Source organism: Luteibacter pinisoli, assembly GCF_006385595.1.
In the GTDB taxonomy this organism is placed as follows: Bacteria; Pseudomonadota; Gammaproteobacteria; order Xanthomonadales; family Rhodanobacteraceae; genus Luteibacter; species Luteibacter pinisoli.
This window is the reverse complement of record NZ_CP041046.1, coordinates 4,090,261-4,107,268: the sequence shown is the minus strand read 5'-3', so window position 1 is coordinate 4,107,268 and position 17,008 is coordinate 4,090,261. Positions and strand designations below refer to the sequence as shown.

16 protein-coding genes are annotated in these 17,008 nt (G+C 67.0%); 7 read left to right on the top strand and 9 right to left on the bottom strand.

All coding sequences use genetic code 11. The features are described 5' to 3' along the window. The first annotated feature begins 5 nt into the window (after window positions 1-5). The gene (locus FIV34_RS18675; protein ID WP_139985009.1) at window positions 6-614 is read left to right on the top strand and encodes a hypothetical protein; all 609 of its coding nucleotides are present in this window, start codon (window positions 6-8) and stop codon (window positions 612-614) included. Here the strand turns inward: FIV34_RS18675 and FIV34_RS18670 are convergent, their stop codons facing one another. Next, window positions 615-1,961: a S41 family peptidase gene (locus tag FIV34_RS18670; RefSeq protein WP_139985008.1), complete on the bottom strand. Its 1,347-nt coding sequence runs from the start codon at window positions 1,959-1,961 to the stop codon at window positions 615-617. A 14-nt stretch (window positions 1,962-1,975) separates the two neighbouring features. Next, window positions 1,976-3,151, bottom strand: a complete 1,176-nt coding sequence (locus FIV34_RS18665) for a murein hydrolase activator EnvC family protein (RefSeq protein WP_246058675.1) — start codon at window positions 3,149-3,151, stop codon at window positions 1,976-1,978. A gap of 233 nt (window positions 3,152-3,384) precedes the next feature. Between FIV34_RS18665 and gltB the strand changes: the two genes are divergently transcribed. The 3 genes from gltB to FIV34_RS18650 are packed head-to-tail and all read left to right on the top strand — an operon-like array spanning window position 3,385 to window position 10,075. Continuing rightward, window positions 3,385-7,833, top strand: coding sequence for a glutamate synthase large subunit (gene gltB / locus FIV34_RS18660; RefSeq protein ID WP_139985006.1), 4,449 nt, complete (start codon window positions 3,385-3,387; stop codon window positions 7,831-7,833). Then, window positions 7,830-9,269: an FAD-dependent oxidoreductase gene (locus tag FIV34_RS18655; protein WP_139985005.1), complete on the top strand. Its 1,440-nt coding sequence runs from the start codon at window positions 7,830-7,832 to the stop codon at window positions 9,267-9,269. The genes gltB and FIV34_RS18655 overlap by 4 nt, the downstream gene beginning before the upstream one ends. Window positions 9,270-9,313: 44 nt before the next feature. Then, window positions 9,314-10,075 carry an NRDE family protein gene (locus FIV34_RS18650; RefSeq protein ID WP_139985004.1) on the top strand — a complete coding sequence of 254 codons (762 nt, stop codon included), beginning with the start codon at window positions 9,314-9,316 and terminating at the stop codon, window positions 10,073-10,075. A 6-nt stretch (window positions 10,076-10,081) separates the two neighbouring features. Here the strand turns inward: FIV34_RS18650 and FIV34_RS18645 are convergent, their stop codons facing one another. Next, window positions 10,082-10,615, bottom strand: a complete 534-nt coding sequence (locus FIV34_RS18645) for a hypothetical protein (RefSeq protein WP_139985003.1) — start codon at window positions 10,613-10,615, stop codon at window positions 10,082-10,084. A 241-nt stretch (window positions 10,616-10,856) separates the two neighbouring features. Here FIV34_RS18645 and FIV34_RS18640 point away from each other — a divergent pair, with 241 nt between their 5' ends. Together FIV34_RS18640 and FIV34_RS18635 are read left to right on the top strand one after the other, a co-directional pair. Next, the gene (locus FIV34_RS18640; protein ID WP_139985002.1) at window positions 10,857-11,651 is read left to right on the top strand and encodes an SDR family NAD(P)-dependent oxidoreductase; all 795 of its coding nucleotides are present in this window, start codon (window positions 10,857-10,859) and stop codon (window positions 11,649-11,651) included. A gap of 130 nt (window positions 11,652-11,781) precedes the next feature. Beyond that, window positions 11,782-12,360, top strand: coding sequence for a hypothetical protein (locus FIV34_RS18635; RefSeq protein ID WP_139985001.1), 579 nt, complete (start codon window positions 11,782-11,784; stop codon window positions 12,358-12,360). Between the two features lie 15 nt (window positions 12,361-12,375). On the opposite strand, the gene FIV34_RS18630 is transcribed toward FIV34_RS18635, so the two are convergent. The 4 genes from FIV34_RS18630 to FIV34_RS18620 are packed head-to-tail and all read right to left on the bottom strand — an operon-like array spanning window position 12,376 to window position 13,906. Then, window positions 12,376-12,771: a YchJ family protein gene (locus FIV34_RS18630; protein WP_139985000.1), complete on the bottom strand. Its 396-nt coding sequence runs from the start codon at window positions 12,769-12,771 to the stop codon at window positions 12,376-12,378. 35 nt (window positions 12,772-12,806) lie between these two features. After that, a complete protein-coding gene (locus FIV34_RS21055; RefSeq protein ID WP_170207657.1) occupies window positions 12,807-12,962 on the bottom strand; it encodes a hypothetical protein in 156 nt (51 codons plus the stop codon). 28 nt (window positions 12,963-12,990) lie between these two features. Next, window positions 12,991-13,350 carry a hypothetical protein gene (locus FIV34_RS18625; RefSeq protein WP_139984999.1) on the bottom strand — a complete coding sequence of 120 codons (360 nt, stop codon included), beginning with the start codon at window positions 13,348-13,350 and terminating at the stop codon, window positions 12,991-12,993. Window positions 13,351-13,366: 16 nt separating this feature from the next. Continuing rightward, on the bottom strand, window positions 13,367-13,906 hold the full coding sequence (locus FIV34_RS18620; RefSeq protein ID WP_139984998.1) for a lipocalin family protein: 540 nt from the start codon (window positions 13,904-13,906) through the stop codon (window positions 13,367-13,369). 80 nt (window positions 13,907-13,986) lie between these two features. Here FIV34_RS18620 and FIV34_RS18615 point away from each other — a divergent pair, with 80 nt between their 5' ends. Continuing rightward, window positions 13,987-14,421: a hypothetical protein gene (locus FIV34_RS18615; protein ID WP_139984997.1), complete on the top strand. Its 435-nt coding sequence runs from the start codon at window positions 13,987-13,989 to the stop codon at window positions 14,419-14,421. Here FIV34_RS18615 and FIV34_RS18610 read toward each other — a convergent pair. Both FIV34_RS18610 and dinG read right to left on the bottom strand, forming a co-directional pair. Beyond that, on the bottom strand, window positions 14,380-14,910 hold the full coding sequence (locus tag FIV34_RS18610) for a HutD/Ves family protein (RefSeq protein ID WP_139984996.1): 531 nt from the start codon (window positions 14,908-14,910) through the stop codon (window positions 14,380-14,382). The two genes, FIV34_RS18615 and FIV34_RS18610, sit on opposite strands and share 42 nt — an antisense overlap. Then, the gene (dinG, locus tag FIV34_RS18605) at window positions 14,907-17,003 is read right to left on the bottom strand and encodes an ATP-dependent DNA helicase DinG (protein WP_139984995.1); all 2,097 of its coding nucleotides are present in this window, start codon (window positions 17,001-17,003) and stop codon (window positions 14,907-14,909) included. The genes FIV34_RS18610 and dinG overlap by 4 nt, the downstream gene beginning before the upstream one ends. Window positions 17,004-17,008 lie beyond the last annotated feature (5 nt).

Sequence of the window (17,008 nt, the reverse complement as noted above, 5' to 3'; positions counted from 1 at the left end):
CTGCGATGACCGGGAGCCGCGGCTGGCTGGCGGTGAAGGGCAAAGACGGCGATGCGGTCTTCGCCGCCCTGGACCTCGTCCCCAGTGGCGAGGTCTCCGCCCACGCGCGGCGCGGCATGTCCGTGGCGCTGCCCAACGGCTGGTTCGTCGTCGTCACCCGTTTCGCCTCCCCGCTGCTCACCGAAGATTCCCTGCTGCCGTTGTCCGAAGGCTGCAAGGTGGTGGCCGTGCGCTGGGATGAGTTCTCCGGGAGCATGGTGACCGCCTACGAAAACGGCAAACCGGCATGGCATGTCGAGCACCATGCCGACAGCGCGGTGCGGGCCTTGTCCACCAGCGGCGAGCTGCCACCCACCTTCGACATCCTGCATGCGCGGTTCGAAGCCGAGCAGGACGCGGCGGACGCGCTGGGTAACGACGTGGACTGCTTCCAGGCGCTGCCAGTGGAGCTGGCCGAGACCGTCACCGGCTTCGAGTACGACATGGGTGCCGGCGCCTACGGCGTGCCGGCGTTCGACGGCTGGAAGATCACCCAGGAAACGACGCCGCGCGCTGCCTCGCGCCGTCTCAAGCGCATGGCCCGCGCCCACCGTCCCTGGTGGAAATTCTGGTGATCAGCGCCGGTTGAGCGACAGGCCCTTCAGCACGTTCAGTGCCTGGGACAGCGCGTAATCCTCGAGCGCGAGCTTGCCGTCGTCATCGCTGGCGGCCTTGTCACCGGCATCCGCCTTCTCGTTGGCAAGGTGGTTCGGCAGGTCGGCTTCCGAGCCGATCAGCGAGGGCGCGGTGTCGCTCTTGTTCACCGCCAGGTCCGCTAGTGCGATATCCGGCTTGATGCCTTCGGCCTGGATCGAGGTGCCATTAGGCGTGTAATAGCGCGCCGTGGTGATCTTCACCGCGCTGTCCTGGTCCAGCGGCAGCACGGTCTGCACCACGCCCTTGCCGAAGGTGCGCCGGCCCATGATCAGGGCGCGGTGGTTGTCCTTCAGCGCACCGGCGACGATCTCGGCGGCGGACGCGGTGCCGTTGTCGGCCAGGATGACGATGGGCGCGCCCTGCAGCAGGTCACCCGGGTGGGCGTCGAAGTGCAGGTTGGCGTCGGGCAGGCGGCCCTTGGTCGTCACGATGGTGCCGGAGTCGAGGAAGGTGTCGGCCACGCCGACGGCGGTGGTCAGCAGGCCGCCCGGGTTCGAGCGAAGGTCGAGCACGGCGCCGCGCGGGGCACCGTTCTTCTTGATGTAGTCGCCCAGCTTCTTGTCCAGGTCCGTCGACGTGTCTTCCTGGAACTGGCTCAGGCGGATGTAGACATAGCCCGGATCCAGCTGGCGGACCTTCACGGAGGTGACGTTGATGCGCTCGCGCACCAGCGGCATGTCGATCGGCTTGTCGGACTTCTCATGGAGGATGGTGAGCACCACCTTGGAACCCGGGTCGCCGCGCAGCTTCTTGAAGGCGTCGTCGATGTTCTGCTGGTCCACGACCATGCCATCCACCTTCAGGATGGTGTCGCCCGGCTTGATGCCCGCGCGCGAGGCGGGGGTGTCGTCGATGGGCGAGATGATTCGCAGCGAGCCATCCACCTGGAGCACCTCGATACCGAGGCCGCCGTACTTGCCGGTGGTGTCCTCGTCCAGCTCGTCGAGGCCCTCCTTGTCCAGGTATTCGCTGTGCGGGTCCAGGTTCTGCAGCATGCCGGAGATGGCCGCTTTCATGATGGTCTTGTTGTCGAGCTTCTCGACGTAGGCCTGCTGGATGATGTGGTACACCCGCGTGAAGTTGCGGATGTCGTCCAGGTCGACGCTGTCGTCGGCCTTGGACGCCACGGCTGCGGCCGTGCTGCTCGACGCCGCGGGGGCATCGGGCTGCTTCACCGGTGCCTTCTTCTGCTGGGCCTGTGCCGGGAGCGCCAGCGCGCCGGCCAGGGCCAGTGCGAGTGCGATGCGAAGGGGGTGCTGGCGCATGCCTTTCTCCGTGGTCAATGCTTTTTCGCTAGCCAGCCGCGCGCATCGATGGGCTTGCCACCCTGGCGCAGCTCGAAATAGGCGCCGTTGTCGCCGGCGGGCGCCGCGGCGGTGCCGACGGCTTCGCCGGCCTCCACCATGTCGCCCACGCCGTGCAGCAGCGTTTCGTTGTTGCCGTACATGCTCATGAAGCCGTTGCCGTGGTTCACGATGATCATCATGCCGTAGCCGCGCAGGAAGTTGGCGAACACCACCCGCCCACGAGCCACCGCTTTTACCTCGGTACCGCGCGGCGCCACGATGATGACGCCGTTGCCAAACGCATGGACCGGCCCGCTGGTAGGCCAGGGCAGGCTGCCGCGCAGGTTGCCCAGCGCCGGGCCTGCCGGGGCGCCCTTGGCCACGGGCGCCGGCTCGGCCGCCTTCGCCGCCTCGTCGATCACCTTCTGCAGCTTCGCCACCATGGCGTTCATGTCTTGCTCGTTCTGCTTCAGGGCCGCCATCCGCTGGCCCTGGTCCTTGTATTTCGCATCGGCCTCGGCGGCCAGCTTCTGCTGGTCCGTCCGCTGGCGTTCCAGCTCACCCGAGCGCTTCTCGCGCTCGGCCCGCGTCGCCTCGAGCTTCTGCTGTTCGGCGCTGATCGCGTTTTCGACATCCTGCAGGCGGGAAAGATCCGCCAGCAGGCCCTTGATCCGTTCCAGGCGGTTTTCCTGGAAGTAGCGGGAGTAGGCCAGGGCGCGGGAGATCCGGTTGAGGTCCTCGTCGCCGAGCAGGAGCTGGAGGTCCGAGCCGCGGCCCAGGGTGTAGGTAGCCCTCAGCAGGTCGCCCAGGGCGCCCTTGTGCTTCTCCAGCTCGGCCTGCATCCCGGCGCGCTGCTGGTTCAGCTCGTCCAGGTCGTGCTGGCGCTGGGCCAGCTCGCTGTCGGTCTCGCGGACGGCCTTCGCCGCCGCGGAGACCTCTTCGGCCTTTTTGGCCAGGGCGGCGTTGGCGCTGTCCCGGGTATTGGCCGTGTCGCGCTGGTCTTTGGTCAGCGTTTCGATCTGCTGGCGCACGCCCTGCAGCTTTTGCCGGGCGTCCTCCTGCTCCGCCCGGGCCTTGGCATCCTGCGCGGCATGGGCCGGCGGGAGGGGGGCGAGGCTGGCGGTGGCGAAAGCGAGGAAAAGGGCGGGCAGGCGATGGTGTGGGCGCATCCGCCGATTATGACCCATCCGGCCCCCGGCCCGGCGTGACCCGGCGCTCTACCCGGGCATGAGACGTAAGGAATTCGTTCGGACGTCCAAACGCTTTGACGCAGCGCGGCAAATATGTGTACCTTCGGGGCATGCCCTTCGCGTGCACGTGATGGTCGGCCGGTTCACGGTCGCGGGGCCACGTGCACGCATCTGAAGTTCCCAGCACAACCGTATGCCACAGGAGGCGTTAGGTGAAGCAAGGCACACCGCGCCTATACGACGAGGCGTTTGAACACGACAGCTGCGGCTTCGGTATCGTCGCGCAGATCGATGGCCATGCGAGCGCGAAGCTCGTAAACACCGCGTTTGAAGCACTCGCGAAGCTTTCCCACCGTGGCGGCGTCAACGCCGACGGCATCAGTGGCGATGGCTGCGGCGTGCTTATCCGCCGTCCCGTCGAGTGGTTGCGCGCGCTTGCCGCCGATGCCGGCATCACCGTGGCGACGCAGTTCGCCGCGGGCGTTGTTTTCTTCGACGACGACACCCACGCCGCCGCAGTAGTTACACTTGAAACCGAACTCGCCGCCGCCGGACTGCGTGTCGCCGGCTGGCGCGACGTCGCCGTGAACAAGGACGCGTGCGGTCCGCTTGCGGCGTCGTCCATGCCGCGCGTGCGCCAGGTGTTCGTGGACGCGCCCGGTGACATGCCGCCCGAGGCCTTCGAGACAGCGTTGTTCCGCGCGCGCCGCCGCACCGAGCAGGCGCTGAAGGGCGACAAGCAGTTTTACGTCGTCTCGCTGTCCGGCGAAGTCATCGGCTACAAGGCCATGGCCGCGCCCGGCCACCTGCGCGATGTGTATCCGGACCTGAAGCATCCCGCGCTCGTCGCCGATGCCGTGGTGTTCCACCAGCGCTTCTCCACGAACACGTCGCCCAAGTGGCGGCTGGCGCAGCCCTTCCGCTTCCTCGCGCACAACGGCGAGATCAACACCATCCGCGCGAACCGTCGCTGGATGCAGGCGCGTGGCACCGTCATGCGCTCGGACAGGGTGGACCTCTCCGACATCGGCCCGCTGGTGACCCAGGACGGTTCGGATTCGGAAAGCCTGGATAACGCGCTCGAAGTGCTGCTGATGGGCGGCATGGACCTGCTGACCGCCATGCGCGTGCTCGTGCCGCCGGCGTACACCGCACGCGAAGACATCGACGAAGACCTCGCGGCGTTCTACGAGTATTACGCGCTGCACAGCGAGCCGTGGGATGGCCCTGCGGGCCTGGTGATGTGCGATGGTCGCTATGCCGCCTGCACGCTGGACCGTAACGGCCTGCGCCCGGCGCGCTGGGCGCTGTCCGACGACAACCATCTGATCGTCGCGTCCGAAGCCGGCCTGTGGGACGTGCCGTCGTCGCGCATCGTCGCCAAGGGCCGCCTCGCGCCGGGCGAGATGATCGCGGTGGATTTCCGCGAACATCGCCTGCTGCGCGACGCCGACATCGACGCGATCAACCGTGCCCGTGCCCCGTTCCGTGAATGGCTGCGCGATGGCGTCACGTACCTCGAGTCCGACCTGATCGACCCGAGCCTCGCCGCCGAACCGCTGCCGGCGGAAGAGTTGCGCCGCTACCAGAAGCTGTACGGCCTTTCCCGCGAGGAAAGCGAATCCGTCCTGAAAGTGCTGGCGGAAACCGAAGCGGAAGCCACCGGCTCGATGGGCGACGACACGCCCATGGCCGTGCTGTCGCGCCAGGTGCGCCCGCTGTTCGACCGGTTCCGCCAGGGTTTTGCCCAGGTGACCAACCCGCCGATCGATCCGCTGCGCGAGCGGCTGGTGATGTCACTGGTCACCCAGATTGGCCAGGAACGGAACATCTTCGACCTGGGCCCGGAAAACGCGAAGCAGATCCTGCTGAACTCGCCGATCCTCTCGCAGCGCAAGCTGCGCCAGATCCTGGCGAACCCCGCGTACGCCAATACCCCGCGCTTCGACCTCATGTACGGCGCGGACGAAACGCTGGAGCAGGCGGTCAAGCGCATCTGCGACGACGTGGAAGCCGCCGTGCGCGGTGGCGTCGAAGTGGTGTTCCTGAGCGACCGTTACCCGCGCCGCGACCTGTTGCCGATCCACTCGCTGCTCGCCACCGGCGCCGTGCATGCGCGCCTGGTGGAGCAGGGCCTGCGATGTCAGTGCAACATCATGGTCGAGACCGCGACGACGCGCGATCCCCATCAGTTTGCCTGCCTGCTCGGTTTTGGCGCCACGGCCATCTATCCGTGGCTCGCCTACCAGAGCCTGTTCGACATGGGCCGCAGTGGCCACCTGCACAAGGGTGAAGGCGCACCGCGTGAAATCGGCCGCAATTACCGTCGCGGTATCCGCAAGGGCCTGCTGAAGATCCTCTCGAAGATGGGTATCTCCACGGTGGCCGGTTACCGCGGTGCGCAGCTGTTCGAGATCGTGGGCCTGTCCAGGGAAGTCGTGGACCTGTGCTTCCCCGGCACGCCGTCGCGCATCAGCGGCAGCACCTTCGCCGACCTTGAGCAGGAGCAGCGCGTGCTCGCGGCCGAAGCCTGGGACGAAGCCCAGGCGCTGCGTGCCGGCGGCCTGTACAAATACGTGCACGGCGGCGAATACCACATGTACAACCCGGACGTTATCGCCAGCCTGCAGGTGGCGGTGCGCACGGGTGAGTGGAAGGATTACGAGAAGTACGCGCACTACGTGGACTCGCGCCCGGCCTCGGCGCTGCGCGACCTGCTGGTGCCACGCGAGGCCACGCCGATCCCGCTGGACGAAGTGGAACCGGTCGAGGCGATCCTGAAGCGCTTCGATTCGGCGGGCATGTCGCTGGGCGCGCTATCGCCCGAGGCGCATGAAGCGCTGGCCATCGCCATGAACCGCCTCGGCGCGCGCAGCAACTCCGGCGAAGGTGGCGAAGATCCCTCGCGTTACGGCACGGATCGGCAGTCGAAGATCAAGCAGGTGGCGTCCGGGCGCTTCGGCGTCACGCCGGCGTACCTGGTGAACGCCGAGGTGCTGCAGATCAAGGTGGCGCAGGGCGCCAAGCCGGGCGAGGGTGGCCAGCTGCCGGGCCACAAGGTGGATGCGACGATTGCGCGGCTGCGCTACGCGAAGCCCGGCATCGGCCTGATCTCGCCGCCGCCGCACCATGACATCTATTCCATCGAAGACCTTGCCCAGCTGATCCACGACCTGAAGGAAGTGAATCCGCAGGCGCTGGTCTCGGTGAAGCTCGTCTCGCACGCGGGTGTCGGCACGGTCGCCGCGGGCGTGGTGAAGGCGGGTGCGGACCTCATCACCGTCTCCGGCCATGATGGCGGTACCGGTGCGAGCCCGCTCACGTCGATCAAGTACGCCGGCACGCCGTGGGAACTGGGCCTGGCGGAAACGCAGCAGACCCTGCGCCTGAACGACCTGCGTGGCCGCGTGCGCCTGCAGACCGACGGCGGTCTGAAAACCGGCCTGGACGTGATCAAGGCCGCCATGCTCGGCGCCGAGAGCTTCGGCTTCGGCACCGGCCCGATGGTGGCGCTGGGCTGCAAGTACCTGCGCATCTGCCATCTCAACAACTGCGCCACCGGCGTGGCGACGCAGCACCCGGTGCTGCGCCAGAAGCACTTCATCGGCCTGCCCGACATGGTGATGAACTACTTCCGCTTCGTCGCGGAAGACGTTCGCCTGCATCTCGCGCGACTGGGCGTGCGCTCGCTGGCCGAGCTGATCGGCCAGTCGGACCGGCTGGAGCAGCGTGGTGGCATCACCGCCGTGCAGGAACGCCTGGACCTGAGCCCGCTGATCTCCGACGACGGCATGGGCGAGAAGGTGGACTTTGCCTGCACGCTTGCCCGTAACCCGATGCGTGACCCGGCGGCGCTCGCGTCGCGGATGTCCGCCGATGCGCGCGTGGCCGTGCAGGATGGCCTTGGTGGCACCTTCCGTTACCCCATCGCCAACACGGACCGCGCCATCGGCGCGCGCCTGTCCGGCGATGTCGCGCGGCGCTGGGGCGACGCGGGCATGGCCGATCGCCCGGTGAACCTGCACCTCACCGGCTCGGCGGGACAGAGCCTCGGTGCGTGGAATGCATCCGGCGTGCACATCGACCTGATCGGCGAGGCCAACGACGGCGTGGGCAAGGGCATGGCCGGTGGCCGCCTCGTCATTCGCCCGCCGGCGGATTCGCCGTTCGCCAGCCAGGATGCGTCGATCATCGGCAACACCTGCCTTTACGGCGCCACCGGTGGCGAGCTGTTCGCCGCCGGCCAGGCCGGCGAGCGCTTCGCCGTGCGTAACTCGGGTGCGCTCGCCGTTGTCGAGGGCGCTGGCGACCACTGCTGCGAATACATGACCGGCGGCGTCGTCGCCGTGCTTGGCCGCACCGGCCTGAACTTCGGCGCGGGCATGACCGGCGGCTTCGCGTACGTGCTCGATATCGAGCGCAACTTCGTCGATTGCTACAACCACGAACTCGTCGACATCGTGCGCATCTCGCACGAAGGCATGGAACATTACATGCAGCACCTGCGCCAGCTTATCGCCCGCCATGCGGAACTCACCGGCAGTGCCTGGGGCCGCCGCATGCTGGGCGATTTCCGCGGCATGCTGCAGCGCTTCTGGCTGGTCAAACCCAAGGCTGCCAGCCTCGATGCCCTGGCCGAAGAACTGCGGAGCGCCGCATGAGCGCCAAAGACTTCCGATTCCTCGACCTGCCGCGGCAGACCCCGCGCACCGTGCCCGTGGCGGTACGTGTGCTGGGCTACGGCGAAATCTCCGGCGACTTCGCTTCCACCGAAGCCTCGTCGCAGTCCGGCCGCTGCATCGACTGCGGCAACCCGTATTGCGAGCACGCGTGCCCGGTGCATAACTACATCCCCAACTGGCTGAAGCTGGTGCAGGATGGCCGCCTGTTCGAAGCCGCGGCGCTGATGCACGAGACCAACCCGCTGCCGGAAATCTGCGGCCGTGTCTGCCCGCAGGATCGTCTCTGCGAGGGCGCCTGCACGCTGGAGCAGGGCGACTTCGGTGCCGTCACCATTGGCAGCGTGGAGCGTTGGGTCACCGACGAGGCCTTCCGCCAGGGCTGGCGCCCGGATCTGTCGCGGGTGAAGGAAACCGGCGCACGCGTCGCCATCGTGGGTGCGGGCCCGGCAGGCCTGGCCTGCGCGGATCGCCTGCGCCGCGCGGGCATCGCCGCCGACGTCTTCGATGCGCAACACGAAATCGGTGGCCTGCTCACCTTCGGCATCCCGCCGTTCAAGCTCGACAAGAACGTGGTGCGGATGCGTCGCGCCGTGCTCGAAGGCATGGGCGTGCGTTTCCATCTCGGCGTCACGATCGGTCGCGATATCGAGTTCGACGAACTGCTCAACGACTATGACGCCGTGTTCATCGGCACCGGCGCCTACACGTACGTGGATGGCCAGCTCGAAGGCCGTGAGCTCGGCGGCGTGCATGACGCGCTGCCGTTCCTCATCGCCAACACCGAGCGCCTGCTGCGCGAGCAGCCGCCGTCGCCCGAGTACGACCTCGCCGGCAAGCACGTCGTGGTGCTCGGTGGTGGCGATACCGGCATGGACTGCAACCGCACGGCCATCCGTCTCGGCGCGGCGTCCGTCACCTGCGTGTACCGCCGCGATGAACCGAGCATGCCCGGCTCGCGTCGTGAGGTCGGTTACAGCCGTGAGGAGGGCGTGCGCTTCCTGTTCCAGCGGCAGCCCATGGCGCTGGTGGGCGAGGATGGCAAGGTGAAGGCCGTGCGCGTTCTCGAAACGCAGCTGGTGGACGACGGTGATGGCCGCCCGCGGCCGCGCAACGTGGAAGGCAGCGAAACCGACCTGCGCGCGGACGTCGTGATCCAGGCCTTCGGTTTCCAGCCGAGCCCGCCGCACTGGTGCGATGCCTTCGGTATCGCGCGTGACCGCAGCGGCCGCATCGTGACAGGCGCGGAAGGCCATCTGCCGCACCAAACCTCGCATGCGCGCATCTTCGCCGGCGGCGATAACGTGCGTGGCGCGGACCTCGTGGTGCGCGCGGTCTACGACGGCCGCGAAGCCGCCGCGTCCATCGTCCGCATGCTTGCCACGGCGAAGGCCGCGAAGGTGACGGTCACCGCCTGACCGGCGCACAATGGGGGCATGCCCTCAACGGCCCCCATTGCCCTATGTGCCTGATCGCCTTTGCCTGGCGCGTTCACCCGCGCTGGCGACTCGTGTTGCTCGGCAACCGTGATGAATTCCACGCCCGCCCCTCAGCACCGCTCGCCCATTGGGACGAGGCGCCGCAGATTGCCGCGGGTCGCGACCTGGAAGCCGGTGGCACCTGGGTGGGCGTCGCGCCCCACGGCCGCGCCAGCGTCATCACCAACGTGCGCGACCTGAAGGCCGACCACAGCGGTTTGTCGCGTGGCCTGCTGGTCGCCGACTACCTCGGCTCCAACCTCCCCGCTGCCGTGCATGCGCAAGAACTTGCTGCGACCGCGAGCGACTACCGCCCGTTCAACCTGCTGACCTTCGACCACGACAGCGCGTTCTACCTGGGCAACCAGCCGGAGCCGCGCTGGGAGGCGGTGAGCGACGGCGTGCATGGCCTGTCCAATGCCGACTTCAACGCGCCATGGCCAAAGACACGCGCACTGGTGCATCGTCTCGAAGCGTGGCTTGCCGATGATGGCGAGAGCACCGACGCCCTGTTCCGCATGCTCTCCGACCAGGGCCGCTGGCCCGACGACCTGCTGCCCGATACCGGCATCGGCATCGAACGCGAGCGCTTTCTTTCCAGCGCGTTCATCGCCGGGGAAAACTACGGCACGCGCGCGAGCACGGTCATCCTTGTCGGCCATGACGACCGCACGACCATCATCGAGCGACGTTTCGGCCCCAACGGGGTGTACGAAGGCGACACATTGCTTAAACTTGAGACGTGATCGCGCCTAGGGCTTCTGAGGCTCATCAATGCGCAGCACGTCCCGAAATGGCTTGTCAGGCGTACACGTCATGCTGATGCCATGCGAAGTGCACGCGTGGAACCCATCCAGCAAGGCCTTCGCTGCAGCACGGTTCGCCGCACTCAATCCGTCGATATGAATGTGTGTCAGGTTCGACATGCCGCCGGTGTCGTAGATAAGGTCGAATACCTTTCCGTCGTCAGCGAACTCGCAGCGCTCCGCTTTCATTCCTGTTGCACACTTCCGGGTCGCCTTGCCCTCAAGCGCGCGTTCCGGGTTGTAGCCGCTGTAAATCGTCACGTTGCCGCCACCGGGTAGCGGCATCTTGTAGAGCATGAAGTCCATCGGCAGCGAAACATCGAGAGGCTGCCCGGCGGGAAGGGAAAAGCAGACGGTGTCGAGGTAGATGTTGCAGAACTGCGGCTCTTTCGACGGGGCCGATTTTGCAGACGCTGCCGCTGGAAGGCCCGTCGCGGAGGCTGCCATGATGACAGCGGCCATGGCAGCCAGACTTTTCATGCGATGCACTTTCCGCTCCCTGGACCCCTGAATGGCCGCAAGGTTAGCCGTGCGGCCAGGGGCACACAAGCCGCCGTACGCCCGCCATCTCTCGCGCCGGGCCGGCTCCCCGTCCTGGCGGGAGCCTCCGAACAGGCCGATCCTTCGCCCCAGGGCGAAAGTCTTTTGCCCTGGCGGTGATTGATCCAAGCCTCCTTCACCCCGACGATGATGGAATCAACCTTTCCGTCGGAGTCATCCCATGAAGATCGACCTTTCCAAGCGCAGCGCCATCGTCACCGGTTCCACCGCGGGCATCGGCCTCGCCATTGCCCAGGGCCTGGCGGATGCCGGCGCCAGCGTGGTCGTCACCGGCCGCACCCAGGCCCGCGTCGATGCCGCCATCGCCGAGATCAGGAAGGCCGTGCCGGCCGCGAAGCTGTCGGGCGTCGCCGCCGACCTGGGCACCGCCGAGGGCGCCGCGGCGCTGATCAAGGCCGTGCCGAACACGGACATCCTGGTGAACAACCTCGGCATCTTCGAGCCGAAGCCTTTCTTCGACATCACGGATGAGGAGTGGAGCCGCTTCTTCGAAGTGAACGTGAACTCCGGCGTGCGCCTGTCGCGCCACTACGCCAAGGGCATGGCTGACCGTGGCTGGGGCCGCGTGCAGTTCATCTCCAGCGAATCGGCCCTGCAGATCCCGGCCGAGATGGTCCATTACGGCATGACCAAGACGGCCCAGCTCGCCGTCTCGCGCGGCCTCGCCGAGTCGCTGTCCGGCACCGGCGTCACCGTGAACGCCGTGCTCCCAGGCCCGACCCTCTCCGAAGGCGTGGGTGAGTTCTTCAACAAGATCGCGAAGGACCAGGGCAAGACGCTGGAAGAAGTCGAAGCCGACTTCATCAAGACCCACCGCCCGACCTCGCTGATCGAACGCCTGCTCAGCGTCGAGGAAGTCGCCAACATGTCTGTCTACCTTGCTTCCGAGCAGGCCAGCGGCACCACCGGTGCGGCCGTCCGCGTCGACGGCGGCGTAGCGCGCCAGGTGGTCTGACGGGCTAGGCACCTGTGTGCAGGGTCGCGGCGGCCGTCATGGTTGCCGCGACCCGACCGGTTCGCTATAAGTCGCACCCGATTGAAGCGGTGCCGACGCCTGTATGGTTATCTTCACGTACTTCCTGTCCATGGCGGCCCTGGTCGTCGTCCTTAGCCTCGTATCGGTCGCTTTCGCCTCGGGCCTGGTGCGCGCATTGCGCGTTTCTCCCGAAAACGGTGATAACGACGCGGCATACCAGCGTTACGCGACGCGAGCCTTGCTCGGCGTGTACCCGGTGCCTCCCGGCTACCTGCGGGTGCTTTGCTGGATCCTGCGGCTGTCGACGCCCGTTACCTTTGTCGGTTTCTGCGGCGCGCTGTACATCGCGTTCACACACGCCGACGATGCGTCAGCCTGCGTGACATGCCAGCTCGATCCCGCCAGCAAGTCCGTTGCGTTCTGGTTCGGCTATGCGGCTGCCGTGTTCCTGCTGTCCGGTATCCATGCCGGCGGTGCCATGGTGCTTCGATGGGATCCGCGGATGCGCGAGACCGGGGTGTCCTTCGACGTCAGGCGAATGCGATTCGCCCTGCGGATGGTTTTTACGGACAACCTCGTTCCCGATGACCGAGTGGCGATCTATCTTCGCAACACCTGCCGGCTGGCCTTGCTGGCAGCCGTAATCAGCTTCATCGGATGGGTAGCGATGACCCACGTCGGCTTGTAGCCGCGGCCATACCGTTCAATCGACATCCCCGTCGATGTAATACCAGCGGCCGTCTTCGCGCACGAAGCGGCTGACCTCATGCATCTTCCGCGCACTGCCGCCGCCATAGCGAAGCCGCGCGACGAACTCGACCACGGCGGTATCCGCTGTCGGATTCTCATGGCGCTTTACCGTTAGCCCAAGCCACGTGGGTTTGGGCGACGGCTGTTGGCTCAGATCCAGGGAAACCGGCCGCGACGACGGGTGCCAGGTGGCTATCAGGTAAGCCTCCAGCCCCATCACGTAGGCGCTGTAGCGCGAGCGCATGAGTGCCTCGGCGGTGGGTGCAGGGGTGCCGGCATGCCAGGGGCCGCAGCAGGCGCTGTAAGGCTTTCCGGTACCACAAGGGCAGGTCGTATCGGTGGTGGCCATGGGCCTTGGTCTCGCCGGGTCAGGAACCTCACATGCTAGCCGTTCGCCATGGCGCCATACGAGGCGACGATGCGATCTGCCACCCAGGGATGGAAGCCGAGCGTTGAGCCCTTCACAAGCTCGATGACCCTCTCGACATCGAAGACGATATCCGGATCCGGTTGCTTAGGGGTCAGGGAGCGTTGGGTCACGAGCACGCCGAATGGCTCAGCTGGATTCTCATGGAGGATCCAGCTCAATGAATCCGCAGCGGCAACGGTTAGCCCGGGCCAGGTTGGATCCGACGCGAGATACGCCCGCACCCGTGTTTCGGAAAAAAGGGCGCCTTGTTGCGATCGCCGCAGCGCGCTCGTTATCGAACGTTCCGTCACCGGCATGTTCAACCGAGACGATGGCGTCACTCGCATCGTCGTCCAGAAGCAGTCGGTCAAGTTCCGCGCCGACATCAAAGCGGCCTGTCCACGGCGTTTCAAAGAAGTAGGCGAACCGGAAGTCGACAGCCCGGAATACGAAGCCTGGAAACGCCAGGCGCCAGTCGACCAAGGCGGCCAGCTCTTTCTTCACGTCGGCGTGGGTCACGTCGTTGTCCCTGTGATCAGGGCGCAGTATCCCTCTTTCCCGATACGATAAGTGCCGAGAGGTCGTACCCCATCGTGACGGCGCTGGTCTTGAGCCGGCTGAATGTCGCCGGATCCAGGTCAGGCGTGCGCGAAAGGATCCAGAGGAACTTCCGTCCCGGCTGGCCGACCATGGCCCACTGGTAGTCATCGTCCAGGGCCAGTACCCAGTAGTCCGCCCACACCAGGGGCAGCCAGCGTAGCCAGGGCGGCACGAAGGTGACTTCGAGCTTGCCGCGGGCGAAGGCGTCGGGGCGGCGGGCGATGCCGATGCTGGCCGTCGGGCCTTCGGCGGTGTCGCAGCGGTTGTCCACCGTCACCGTGCCGTCGAGGTTGGGGGTGTAGGTGGCGGTGACGTTCCCCGTGCACTTGCGCTGGAAATACATCGGCAGGCGGGCGATTTCGTGCCACGTGCCGGCGTAGCGTTCCAGGTCCAGGTCGGCCACGGCGGTCACCGGCGCGGAAGCGATGCCGGGGCTGGCCATGGCCCCGTTCAGGGCGGCAAGGAGGTTGCGCATGGCTGGATTCCGTTAAAGCGACTGCCTACGATGCCGATGACGGGTGAATCCTCATTAAATTGCGCCACCGGAACCGATCCATGAGCCACGACGCCAACCCAGGCAAACGCCCGCTCCTTACGCGCCTGCGCGAGCGCCTGGTGTCCCGGGGGGCGGTGCATGTGGACGTCGACGCCGGGGTCATCGTCTCCACCCCCGGCCTGTTCCGCATGCGGGACGTGCCGCTGGCCCGGGTGAGCCGGGTGGAGGCGGGGAACCGCGATACGCCTGCGTGGGACACCGTGTTCCTGTTTTTCCACGTGGACGGGGAGGACACCCTGGTGCTCTCCGAGCACGACGTGGGCTTCCCCGCCATGGTCCGGGCCCTGCGGGAGACCTTCCCCGGCATCGAAGGCTGGGAATCGGCCGTGCCGCCGGTGAAGTTCCAGCTGACCTCGGTGAACCTGTGGCAGCGTGAGCCGGTGGCCGAGGTGCTAGGCGACGTAGACGGCGATGGCGCGGGCACCGGCGCCTAGCGTCAACGCACGGGCGTCGAACACCGTGTCACCGGGAGTGACGGGCTGGTCATCCGCCGTGCCCGTGCCGGTGACGAGGTAGGCGATCTTCACGCCGTCGAATTCGCCCGCCCCTTGCAGCACGGCCAGCCGTGCCGTGCCCACGCCACGCCGCACCATCAGGTTGAAGTCGCGCGTCGCGCCGCCAGCAAGGCGAACGTCCACCGTTGCCTCGCCGGGAAAGGCGAAGGGCTCGCACGGCGTCGTCAGCGCGTGCTCGTGGTCGCCATCCATCACCATCGTGAAACCGGCCCCTTCGAGCAGCACGATGGTGCGATCGATGCCCGGGAACGTCGAGAACGGCGAGGCCGTATCCACGTCGGCAATGCTCACCCGCCACGCAAACGCGTCCATGGATGCGCCCGGCGGCTCGACGGCCAGCTCGCGGGTGATACCGAGCCCGTTCTTCCAGGGCACGGCACGCAGTTCGTCAAAGCGAAGGATGGTCATGCGACACGCTCGATCTCGCGGGCGAAAGGCGGAAGCGCGCGCAGCATGCCCGTGCCGTAGCGCTTGGTGATGACGCGGCGGTCGAGCAGCACGATGCGCCCGGTATCGGTTTCGGTGCGGATGAGGCGGCCGCAATACTGCGTGAGGATCCGCGTGGCATCGGGCACGCTCACTTCGATGAAAGGGTTGCGTCCGCGCGATTCCAGCCACTCCGCATACGTCGCACCCACCGGGTCCGTCGGCACCGCGAAGGGTAGCTGGGTGACGACGACGGTTTCGCACAGCTTGCCGGGGAGGTCGAGGCCTTCGCCGAAGGACGCGAGACCAAAGATCGTGCTGCCCTTGCCGGCTTCGATATCGGCACAGTGTTCAGCGATGAGCTGCGCCTTCGCCAGCGAACCCTGCGCGCGTACCTTGCGCACGTGGTCGATGGGCAGCACCTGCAAGACGCGGTCGAGCTTGGCGCGCGAGGTGAACAGCACGAGGTTGCCCGCCTCCCAGTCGAGGTGCTTCGCCAGCCAGCTCGCGACTTCGCGCGCGTGGCCTTCGCGGTCGTCGGGCAACGTGGTGAACGCAGGCACTTCCAGGCGCGCCTGGCGTTCCAGGTCGAAGGGGGAGGGCAGGCTGAGCGTCACCGCATCGTTCGGCAGGCCGACCGAATCGGCGAAGCCGCGGAAGTTGCCGCCGGCGCTCAGCGTGGCCGAGGTCATCACCACCGCGGAGGCGTTATCCCACAGCACGCTGCGCAACAGGCCGCCTGCCGACACCGATGAGGCGTGGCAGACCAGCTGCTGCTCGGGCGTCATGCTCACCCAGCGGGCGAGCGGCGGGCCATGCTCGCGATCATCCGCCGACCACGCGTACCACGTGCGCACCTGGCGCTCGAGCCGTTCCAGCGCCATGCCGAGTTCGCGCGAGAGCGCTTCCTGGGTCGGGCCGCCAGCTTCCATTTCCACCACGGTGCGGCGCACGGTGCGCAGCCAGCGCTGCACGTCGCGCGTCACCGTGTGCAGGTGCGAGGCGTGGATTTTCCAGTTCTCGGGGAGCTGGCCCAGCGACGCGCGGAACACGGGTTCCAGTTCGCTCGACGACGGCGTCCACGAAAGGCGGATCTCGCGCTCGATCTCTTCCAGCGCGTTCGACATTTCCAGGATCTTCTCGTCGCCGGTTTCCAGCGTGAGGTTGCCGATGCTCTCCTTGTCGGTGAGCGAGTAGGCGGCATGCACCTGGTTCTGCAGGCGGCCGATGCGGCGCACGGTACTGGCCAGGTGCACATCGGCCGCGCCGCGGTCGATCGCCTTGGCCGGCACGTGATGCGCCTCGTCGAAGATGTACAGCGTCTCTTCGGGCTTGGGCAGGATCACGCCACCGAAGGTGTCTTCGTCGCGCGGCATCGTCAGGTCGGCGAGCACGAGGTCCTGGTTGGCCACCACGATCTCGGCTTCGCCGATGGCGCGCCGGGCGAGGAAGAACGGGCACACGGCGAACGCGCCGCACTTGCGTCCCGTGCAGCCGCCCGCGCTGGTGGTGATCATGCCGCGCACCAGGTCGGACAGCGGTTCCGGGCTGGTGTCGATGTCGCCGTTCCACTCGCGCGATTCGAACGCCTTGCCGAGCTTCTCGATGGCCTTGGTATCGCGCTCGGCCGGCGGTCGCGACCACAACGCCACGTCGGCGTCGAACTCGAAGCCCCCCTGGGCCGACGGTTCGGTCCCGGCCATGCGCAGGTTGCGCGGGCACAGGTAGCGCGCGCGGCCCTTGGCCAGCGCCACCTTCGCCTCGATGCCGCAGAGCTTCATGAACTGGGGGATGTCGCGCTGGACCAGCTGCTCCTGCAGGGCCACCGTCGCCGTGGCGATCACCAGCTTCTTCTTCTGGGCGCGGGCGACTTCCAGGCCACCGATCAGGTAGGCCATGGACTTACCGGTACCGGTAGGCGCTTCGATCACCGCCGCACCCGCCGGTTCGGCCAGGGCCTTGGCGACCTCGGCGATCATCTTCAGCTGGGAGGGGCGCCCACGGAATCCCGTCAGGCCGTCTTTCAGGCGCGCGTACGCGGCGCGGATGGCGGCTTTTGTGTCTTCGGTGAGCATAGCCC

Excerpts from the sequence above, each read along its gene's own strand:
- FIV34_RS18675 (WP_139985009.1), top strand. The coding sequence starts at position 6 with ATGACCGGGAGCCGCGGCTGGCTGGCGGTGAAGGGCAAAGACGGCGAT.
- FIV34_RS18670 (WP_139985008.1), bottom strand. The coding sequence starts at position 1,961 with ATGCGCCAGCACCCCCTTCGCATCGCACTCGCACTGGCCCTGGCCGGC.
- FIV34_RS18665 (WP_246058675.1), bottom strand. The coding sequence starts at position 3,151 with ATGCGCCCACACCATCGCCTGCCCGCCCTTTTCCTCGCTTTCGCCACC.
- FIV34_RS18655 (WP_139985005.1), top strand. The coding sequence starts at position 7,830 with ATGAGCGCCAAAGACTTCCGATTCCTCGACCTGCCGCGGCAGACCCCG.
- FIV34_RS18650 (WP_139985004.1), top strand. The coding sequence starts at position 9,314 with ATGTGCCTGATCGCCTTTGCCTGGCGCGTTCACCCGCGCTGGCGACTC.
- FIV34_RS18645 (WP_139985003.1), bottom strand. The coding sequence starts at position 10,615 with ATGAAAAGTCTGGCTGCCATGGCCGCTGTCATCATGGCAGCCTCCGCG.
- FIV34_RS18640 (WP_139985002.1), top strand. The coding sequence starts at position 10,857 with ATGAAGATCGACCTTTCCAAGCGCAGCGCCATCGTCACCGGTTCCACC.
- FIV34_RS18635 (WP_139985001.1), top strand. The coding sequence starts at position 11,782 with ATGGCGGCCCTGGTCGTCGTCCTTAGCCTCGTATCGGTCGCTTTCGCC.
- FIV34_RS18630 (WP_139985000.1), bottom strand. The coding sequence starts at position 12,771 with ATGGCCACCACCGATACGACCTGCCCTTGTGGTACCGGAAAGCCTTAC.
- FIV34_RS18620 (WP_139984998.1), bottom strand. The coding sequence starts at position 13,906 with ATGCGCAACCTCCTTGCCGCCCTGAACGGGGCCATGGCCAGCCCCGGC.
- FIV34_RS18615 (WP_139984997.1), top strand. The coding sequence starts at position 13,987 with ATGAGCCACGACGCCAACCCAGGCAAACGCCCGCTCCTTACGCGCCTG.
- FIV34_RS18610 (WP_139984996.1), bottom strand. The coding sequence starts at position 14,910 with ATGACCATCCTTCGCTTTGACGAACTGCGTGCCGTGCCCTGGAAGAAC.
- dinG (WP_139984995.1), bottom strand. The coding sequence starts at position 17,003 with ATGCTCACCGAAGACACAAAAGCCGCCATCCGCGCCGCGTACGCGCGC.